The sequence below is a fragment of the Paucilactobacillus wasatchensis genome (assembly GCF_000876205.1).
GTDB lineage: Bacteria > Bacillota > Bacilli > Lactobacillales > Lactobacillaceae > Paucilactobacillus > Paucilactobacillus wasatchensis.
The window spans coordinates 1-7500 of record NZ_AWTT01000060.1 but is presented as its reverse complement, the minus strand read 5'-3'; the positions used below and the strand labels follow the sequence as shown (position 1 = coordinate 7500).

Below are 7500 nucleotides of genomic sequence, written 5' to 3'. Positions count from 1 at the left end.
TTACTGCAAATACAAGAAAGGTTAGACCAATTTTTTTATTTAGCGAGTTACCGGCGGATATCACAAATCTTTGAAAATGATACCAATTCCTGGTATGATGCGACTAGATAATTTGACTGGAGGAACAACCATGGCTTTAAAATCACCCAATAAATATATTCTCGCGATCGACCAAGGAACCTTGACCACTCGCGCTATGCTGTTTAATCACCAAGGCTTTAAAGTTTCTGAAGTCGAACGACAACTCCGTAGTTTTGCGCCACATGCTGGCTGGATGGAACACGATGCTAATGAAATCTGGAATGCAGTGCAGCAGGTGATTGCCACCATTTTAATCAATACCAGTATTCAGCCGCAAAACATTGCTGGAATTGGAATTACTAACCAACGGGAAACCACTGTGGTTTGGGATCGCGAAACTGGCGAACCAATTTATCACGCCATCGGGTGGCAATCACAGCAATCTGCTTCCATTGTGCAACAACTAATTACTGACGGTTGCCGCACACAAATCCGTGATAAAACTGGATTAAACATAAACGCCTACTTTTCAGCAACCAAAATTCGCTGGATATTAGATCACGTTTCTGGAGCGCAAGAACGTGCTGAAAAAGGTGAATTATTGTTTGGCACAATTGATAGCTGGTTAACTTGGAAACTTTCAGATGGTGCAGTGCACGTCACTGATTATTCCAACGCTAGCCGGACAATGTTATTTAATATTCACACATTACAATGGGACCAAGATATCTTACAGCTGCTGAACATCCCCTCAAAAATGCTGCCGGAAGTCCATTCAAGTTCTGAGGTTTATGCTACTACCAAAACATTTCAGTTTTATGGTGCCGAAGTACCAATTGCCGGCATTTGCGGTGACCAACAGGCCGCTTTATTTGGTCAAGCTGGTTTTGAAAAAGGTACCGTTAAAAACACATACGGACCTGGTTCCTTTATTGTGATGAACACAGGTGATGAACCGCAGCTATCACAAAATAACCTGATCACCACGATTGCGTATGGAATTAACGGCCACGTTCGCTACGCCTTGGAAGGAAGTATTTTTATTGCCGGACAAGCGATTGACTGGCTTCAAGATAATTTGGGTATGATTAATAACGCATTTGAATCCCGTGAGGCGGCGTTAGCATCGAAAAATGATGACGAGGTCTATGTGGTGCCTGCCTTCACTGGTCTGGGTGCACCATATTGGGATCCGGATGCACGTGGAGCAGTATTCGGTTTGACTCGTGGCACAAATCGCAATGACTTCATCAAAGCCACCTTGCAGTCCATTGCTTACCAAACTAAAGACGTTATTGAAACGATGCAAAAAGACACCTGTCTTGCCATTCCAAAATTAAAAGCAGACGGTGGTGCCTCCCGCAATACCTATTTAATGCAATTTCAAGCTGACATTTTAAATATCGAAGTTGACCGTGCTGCCGAAGAAGAAACGACTGCGCTCGGAGCGGCCTTTTTGGCAGGATTGGCAGTCGATTACTGGAAGGACACCGATGAACTCAAGCAAGTGCTGGCAGACGGAAAATTGTTTAAGCCAGCAATGGATACAGCTAAACGTAATACTTTGTATCACGGGTGGCAAAATGCAGTTGCGGCCACTCAATCATTTAAACCCCAAGATTAGTTTTGGCCCCAATCCTATGCTATGATAGTGTTTGCAATACTTATTAGATAGGACGTGAGCATTTGAATAATACGCGGAAGCATAGTGCATTTTTAATTTTAGGAATCTTCTTATTGGGTGCTTGTATGCGAACGCCAATCACTTCGATTCCGACAGTGATTAACGACATTGCAGCAACGCTTGGAGTGCAAGCAACTAGCCTCGGTATTTTAACTACATTACCATTAATTTGTTTTGGTGTTTTTTCACCGCTTGTGCCAATTGTCAGTCGCCATTTAGGCAACGAATTAACAATTGCGGTAATCACAATTGTTTTGTTCATCGGTTCATACTTACGGATCATCAACGAACCATTATTATTTGTCGGCACTTTATTAGTTGGACTAGCAATCACATTTATGAACGTACTGATGCCTGCCTTAATCACAGATAACATGCCTGCTAGAATTGGAACAATGACCAGTTTGTACACTCTTTCAATGACATTTTTCAGTGTCTTTGGTGCTGGTCTAAGTGCTCCTGTTGCACAAAAAACAAGCTGGCAATTTGTGGTCCAAATTATCAGCTTAATTGCATTGATTACATTTGTAGTGTGGCTACCAAACGTCAGATTCAATCGCCGTAGTAAAAAAATGACCAACCATCAGACCGCTTCTGTTTGGCAAAACAAAACGGCCTGGTTTATGTTGTTTTACTTTGGTTTAGCGTCATTAATTTTCTATACACTGGTGGCCTGGCTACCAACTATGGCAATGGCTGCCGGTATTTCTTCAACCACGGCCAGTCTATTAGCCGGTCTATTCCAACTAGCATCAGTGCCATCTTCGTTCATTCTGCCAATCCTGGCAGTGCGAACACATAATCGCTCCAAACTAATTATCGCCGCAGCCGGGACAACGATTCTCGGGATTATTGCATTAATGATCCCGATTCACTCCGTTGTTTATTTTGTGATCATTAATATTGTCCTGGGGGCCGCAACCGCAGCGACATTTTCTTTGGAAATGACATTGTTTGGTTTAAAAACCAAAACACCTGAACAAACACGCAATCTATCCGGCATGGCGCAATCAATCGGCTATCTGATTGCTGCGATTGGTCCAGTTTTGACTGGTGCACTGCAAAATTTAACTAATTCATGGCTGACAAGCGAATTACTCATGTTAGCAGTAACAATTATTTTTATGCTTTGCGGGATTATGTGTGAACGGCGGCAATATATCTTTGATTAGAGCAAAGTTTGTAAAAAATAACACAAATATATTAACCTATACCAATTTTCATTTTAAATCGATCTGTAGTTAAATATTGCCGATTGATAATCTGATCCATTTTTTAAAATTATAATTAAGCCTGAAAACGGTGCCGTTTTAGCGTGCACATTGACTTAAGAGAGTATATAATCGTATCTGTTATCATTATGTCCAGGATCGTTAGGACGAGTTTTTTCAAAAGACAAGGAGTGAACACTTTTGGCAAAAGAGAATACAGCTGTCTTCACATTTTTTGGTGCTTCTGGTGATTTAGCTAAGCGTAAATTGTATCCATCATTATTTAAACTTTATCAAAAAGGTTATTTAAAGGATCGCTTTGCTATCATCGGAACATCTCGTGCGGAATGGACTGATGAACAGTTCGAGCAAATTGTTGCTGAATCGATTAGCGGCATTAAAGAAGAAGCTAAGGACCAGGCGTCTGAATTTGTTAGTCATTTTTATTACATTGCTCATGATGTTACTGATAAAGCGCACTATGCTGCTTTAGATGAACTAATCACCAAGTTAGACGAACAATACAACGTTGGTGGCAACCGCTTATTCTACCTTTCAATGGCACCTAATTTCTTCGGCCAAATTGCACTTAATTTGAAGTCAGAAGGATTAATTACTGAAGAAGGCTACAACCGTCTGGTAATTGAAAAACCATTTGGTCGTGATTATAAATCTGCCAAACAACTTAACGAAGAATTAACCAGTACCTTTGAAGAAGATCAAATCTATCGGATTGATCACTACTTAGGTAAGGAAATGATTCAAAATATTGAAGCATTGCGTTTTGGCAATACAATTATCGAATCAATGTGGAACAATCGTTATATCGACAACGTTCAAATTACACTGAGTGAAAAATTAGGCGTTGAAGACCGAGCTTCATATTACGATACATCTGGTGCTCTGCGTGATATGGTGCAAAACCATATCTTGCAAATCGTCAGCCAGCTTGCAATGGAACAACCGGTTGCCTTTACGGACGCCGATGTTCGAGTTGAAAAGGTGAAAGCTTTACGAAGCTTACGTGTTTATACCCCTTCAGAAGCTGCGGGCAACTTTGTTCGTGGTCAATATGACGCAGGTGACACAGGTAACCAATATCGTGAAGAATCAGGTGTTCCAGCGGATTCCAATACTGAGACCTTTGTTGCTGGTAAATTATTGTTTGATAACTATCGTTGGTCTGGCGTGCCATTTTACATCAGAACTGGTAAAAAGTTAGCAGATAAATTTACTCGCATCGATGTTGTCTTCAAGAAGCCATTGATTGATATCTTTGCCTTCCCACAAAAATCTGATGCAGCACTGCAAGCCAACGTGCTAACCATCTACGTTGAACCAAAATCTGGCTTTGCATTGAAGGTAAATGCTAAGAGTACTGGTCAAGGCTTTGAAACTGAGCCGGTTAACTTGGACTTCTTCCAAGATGCTGACAAAGAAAAAGAAGTGCCAGAACCTTATGAACGTTTGTTACATGACGCGCTTGAAGGTAACAGTACTAACTTCGCTTCTTGGTCAGAAGTAGCCTATGCATGGAAGTTCGTCGATGTAATCCGTAAATTATGGGATATCGAAGATCCAAACTTCCCGAACTACTTACCAGGTTCAATGGGCCCAGTTGCCTCCGATGAATTACTACAAAGAGATCACTGGGCGTGGGTTTATAAACTAAACAAATAGAGTGTGAACAGCCACGGTTAAATACTGTAGTGTAACGTAAAAATATCGATATCATAATTCGTTCTTTGAATTATGATATCGATATTTTTTTGTTACATGGAAGTATTTGTGGCTGCGAACACGTTTCAAATAGAGTGTGAACCGCCACGGTTAGATGTCGTAGTGTAACGATAAAATCACCTGTAGGATTCGTGTTTTGAATCATACAGGTGATTTTTTTGTTACACGAAAACATCTGTGGCTGTGAACACGTTTCAAATAAATTGTAAGCAGGCTAAAAAATTTACATAATTTTGTTGACATTAACGTAACGTCAATGTGTATTATAACGAATATGGAGGTGCAATGTTGAAGTATAGAATCGGTGAATTAGCCCAATTGGCAAATATTAGTACAAGGTCCATCAGATTTTATGAAAGTAGGGGATTATTAAAATCAGTTCGAAACAAAGGCAATAATTATCGTGAATATACTTCAGACCAAGTCGATAGGCTTCAAGAAATATTATTTTATCGCGAGCTTGACGTTTCAATTGATACCATCACTAAAATTATTAATGATTCTAATATGAGTCGCGAACAAATTTTACATGATCAAAAAATAAAGATACTTATTAGACGCGATAGATTAAATAGACTACTAAAAAATATTGATGACTCAATTATCAATCAGAGAGGAGAAACAAGAATGAGTGATATAGAAAAATTTGAAGCATTTAAAAAGCAATCAATTCAATCAAACGAGAAAAAATTTGGCACTGAAATAAAACAATTATATGATCAAGATATCGTTAAACAAGCTAATCAACGTTGGCAAGAAATGACACAGGAAGAATACAGGAAAATGCAGTCATTAGAACAAGAACTATTCATGAGCCTAAAAGGACTATTAAACGAACCAACTGTTCCATCTGCAAAAGCTGAACAGGTTTTCCATCTTCATCAAGCATGGTTAACCAATGCCTGGGGAACTTACAATCCGCAAGCTCATCTTGGATTAGTCGAAATGTATGTTAACGATGATCGTTTCACCAAATATTATGACGACCGAGTTTCACCAGGAGCAACGTTGCTATTAAATAAAGTGATTCATTATTATATTAAATAAATATTGATCGAACTTATGCTTTGTGCAGTGAATACCCTTCAGTTAAATGGACTAATTAATATATTTTGTAGTGCATTATAGCTCAATTCACTAATATGCATAATTAATTAGAAAAATATTGCTACATTAAACTCAAAAATCGAAAGTAAACCATACTAAATATAAATATTGTGAATTAAGTAACTTTTTCTTGCATAAGAGTTTACGTTTAGCAAAACAATGTTAAAATAGTCTTGGACCGTTTTAAATTTTACAAATTCGAAGGAGAGTTGTCTACATGTCTGATAAAAAAGCACAAATTGGTGTTGTTGGCCTTGCCGTCATGGGTAAGAACCTGGCTTTAAACATTGAAAGCCGTGGCTTCACAGTGGGCGTTTTTAACCGTTCACGTTCAAAAACTGATGATATGATGAAGGACCATTCTGAAAAGAAATTGGTTCCCAGCTTCACAATCGAAGACTTTGTTAGTTCACTAGAAAAACCACGTCGTATTTTGATGATGGTTAAAGCTGGTGCACCTACTGACGCTGTGATTGATGAATTGATTCCATTACTTGATAAGGGTGATGTTTTGATTGATGGTGGAAACACAAACTTCCACGATACCATTGCTCGGAACAAGAAGCTGGATGCATCAGGAATCAACTTTATCGGCATGGGTGTTTCCGGTGGTGAATTAGGCGCCCTTCAAGGACCTTCACTAATGCCCGGTGGCCAAAAAGATGCTTATGATTTAGTTGCTCCAATTTTGGAACAAATTGCTGCCAAAGCTAAAGATGGTAAGCCATGTGTTGCCTATATTGGACCAAATGGTGCTGGTCACTACGTTAAGATGATTCATAACGGAATCGAATATGGTGATGAAGAATTAATCGATGAAAGTTACAACATTTTACGTAACGTTGCTGGCCTTTCAATTGATGAATTAGCTGACACCTTCAAAGAATGGAACGAAGGCGAATTAGACAGTTACTTAGTTGAAATCACAGCTGATATTTTGACTCGTAAAGATGACTTAGGTGACGATAAGAACTTGCCTATCGTTGATGCAATTTTGGACCGTGGTGCCAACAAAGGTACTGGTAAGTGGAGTTCAGAAGATGCATTAGCTATTGGCGTTCCTCAATCAGTAATTACTGAAGCCGTTTATGCTCGTTACATTTCAATGATGAAAGACGAACGTGTTGCTGCTAGCAAGGTTCTTGCTGGTCCTTCAACTAAGGTTGATATTGACAAGAACACAATCGTTGAAAAGGTTCGTCAAGCACTCTTCTTTGGTAAGATCATGAGTTATGCTCAAGGATTCGAACAATTAAGAATTGCTTCTGAAGAATACGACTGGAACCTCCAATTTGGTGAATTAGCTCAAATCTGGCGTGAAGGTTGCATTATCCGTGCTCAATTTCTTCAAAGCATTACAGATGCCTTCGACAAGGATCCTAAGTTAACTAACTTGTTGTTAGATGGATACTTCAAAGACATTGCTGCTAAATACCAAGAATCAGTTCGTGACGTGGTTGCATTGGCCGTTAAAGCTGGTGTTCCAGTGCCAAGCCTAAGTGCTGCAGTTACTTACTACGATTCATATCGTGCAGAAGTACTACCTGCTAACTTACTCCAAGCACAACGTGACTACTTCGGTGCTCACACATACGAACGAAGAGACCGTCCAGGTAGCTTCCATTATTCATGGTACGAAGAACAATAGAGTGGTTTGAGCCGCAGACAGCTATGGTATAAGACAAAAAAGTAGGCATCCCGGCTTTGGGATACCTACTTTTTTGTCTTATACCATAG

General features: G+C 39.5%; 5 protein-coding genes. All 5 read left to right on the top strand.

Annotation, left to right across the window (positions count from 1 at the left end):
- The first annotated feature begins 130 nt into the window (after positions 1 to 130).
- The 5 genes from glpK to gndA all read left to right on the top strand — a co-directional run bounded on the left by glpK (position 131) and on the right by gndA (position 7411).
- A complete protein-coding gene (glpK, locus tag WDC_RS08590; protein ID WP_044011452.1) occupies positions 131 to 1645 on the top strand; it encodes a glycerol kinase GlpK in 1515 nt (504 codons plus the stop codon).
- A 62-nt stretch (positions 1646 to 1707) separates the two neighbouring features.
- The gene (locus WDC_RS08585; protein WP_044011451.1) at positions 1708 to 2877 is read left to right on the top strand and encodes a CynX/NimT family MFS transporter; all 1170 of its coding nucleotides are present in this window, start codon (positions 1708 to 1710) and stop codon (positions 2875 to 2877) included.
- Between the two features lie 240 nt (positions 2878 to 3117).
- Positions 3118 to 4596: a glucose-6-phosphate dehydrogenase gene (gene zwf, locus WDC_RS08580; protein ID WP_044011450.1), complete on the top strand. Its 1479-nt coding sequence runs from the start codon at positions 3118 to 3120 to the stop codon at positions 4594 to 4596.
- A gap of 345 nt (positions 4597 to 4941) precedes the next feature.
- Entirely contained in the window at positions 4942 to 5703 is a 762-nt protein-coding gene (locus WDC_RS08575) for a MerR family transcriptional regulator (RefSeq protein WP_044011449.1), read from the top strand.
- Positions 5704 to 5980: 277 nt separating this feature from the next.
- Entirely contained in the window at positions 5981 to 7411 is a 1431-nt protein-coding gene (gene gndA, locus WDC_RS08570; RefSeq protein ID WP_044011448.1) for an NADP-dependent phosphogluconate dehydrogenase, read from the top strand.
- Positions 7412 to 7500 lie beyond the last annotated feature (89 nt).

Bases quoted from the DNA above. Each gene is read 5' to 3' on its own strand.
- glpK (WP_044011452.1), top strand. From the start codon at position 131: ATGGCTTTAAAATCACCCAATAAATATATTCTCGCGATCGACCAAGGA.
- WDC_RS08575 (WP_044011449.1), top strand. From the start codon at position 4,942: ATGTTGAAGTATAGAATCGGTGAATTAGCCCAATTGGCAAATATTAGT.
- gndA (WP_044011448.1), top strand. From the start codon at position 5,981: ATGTCTGATAAAAAAGCACAAATTGGTGTTGTTGGCCTTGCCGTCATG.